Raw genomic sequence first — 1,403 nt, 5'->3', positions numbered from 1 at the left:
CCCTTCTATAGTTCGTCAAGCCTGGCTGCGGGTGTGGTTTGTCGCGTTGAGGGTTCGATAGATCCGTCGGGCGAGGTAGCGTTTCACGCACCGGCGGATCTCGCGTTTGGTCCGGCCTTCGGTTTGCCGTTTCTGGACGTATTCGATGGTTTGGGCGTCGAAACTCATCCTGGAGCGGGCGACCATGTGCAGGGCTTTGTTCAGGGTTCTGTCGCCGCCGCGGTTGAGCCTGTGGCGGACGGTGTTCCCGGAGGAGGCCGGGATCGGGCTGGCCCCGGCCAAGGCGGCGAAGGCGGCCTCGGAACGGACCCGGCCTTGGTGGGACCAGGCGGTGAGGCAGATCGCGGCAGTGACGGGGCCGAAGCCGGTTTCCTGCAGCAGGGGCGCGGCTTCACTGATTTCGACCAGTCCGCTGATCTGGCTCGTGTTGGTTTTGATGTCCGCGTCGAGTTCGCTGATGTGTCTGGCCAGCCGGACCGCTTCGGAACGGGCAACGGAGAGTGCCAACGGTTCGTCACGGGCGCGCCAGTGGGAGGCCTCGGCGATTTGGGTTCCGGTCAGGGGCTTGCGGGCGTCCAGGCCCAGGTCGTTCACCCGGGCCAGGGCGGTCAACGCGTTCACGGCCCGGGTGCGCTCGGTGGTCATCGACTCCCGTGCGGTGACCAGGACCCGCAAGGCTGCACGGACCCCGTCGTTGAGCCGTGGCCGGCGCAGTTGCTGTTCCTGAAGAGGCAGGACGGCGGCGGCGATCCGGTGCGCGTCCAAGGGATCGGACTTGCCGACACCGTGCAGGGCGCGGGCATCCATGCGCGCCGCTTCCGCGACCTGGTAGCCGGCTGCGCCGACGGCGCCGGCCAGCAGGGCGCCATAGGACGCGGCGCCCTCGATCACCCACAGGGTCCCCAGATCGGCGCCGGTGCGGCGTGCCACCCAGGCGATGGCCCGGTTGATGCCGGCGCTGGTGGTGGGGAAATCCCGGGTCTGGAGCAGTTCGCCGGTTCCGGCGGCGATGATCGCGTAGACATGGTTCCTGGCGTGGGTGTCGACGCCGACGACAAACGGGTGGGAATGCGCAACGATAGACATAGCGGTTCCGGCACCTTCCTCTATTTCGCGGACATGGTCAGGGCCGCAAACGGCCGGTACCAGTCCGGGTAGAGGTCACTTCGGAACAACACTGTGACGAGCCACGCCCCGTCAAACAGGGCGGGCAACCTTCTGATCAAGTCACCGAGGTGGGCCGGGCGGGTACCGGCCGCCCCACCCCACGAACGGACAAGTCAACAAAATGGCACCCCGACGGGGCCAATCGTTTTGTGAGTCACGACCGCAGGGCAGAACGGCCAGCATCTACTCTGCCAGCCAGTCCCGGACCAGCCACACCAATCCTCACAGTCGTTTTG

The 1,403-nt window shown here is 66.7% G+C and carries 1 protein-coding gene; it reads right to left on the bottom strand.

Translation table 11 applies throughout. From position 1 onward, the window contains the following. Nucleotides 1-15: 15 nt before the first annotated feature. Complete coding sequence (locus D3654_RS11840) at nucleotides 16-1,086, bottom strand: IS110 family RNA-guided transposase (protein WP_120521702.1); 1,071 nt, start codon at nucleotides 1,084-1,086, stop codon at nucleotides 16-18. Between the last annotated feature and the right edge of the window lie 317 nt (nucleotides 1,087-1,403).

The sequence above is a fragment of the Arthrobacter celericrescens genome (assembly GCF_003614925.1).
GTDB lineage: Bacteria > Actinomycetota > Actinomycetes > Actinomycetales > Micrococcaceae > Arthrobacter > Arthrobacter celericrescens.
The sequence above is the reverse complement of the archived record's forward strand: the minus strand, read 5'-3'. Positions and strand labels throughout refer to the sequence as shown.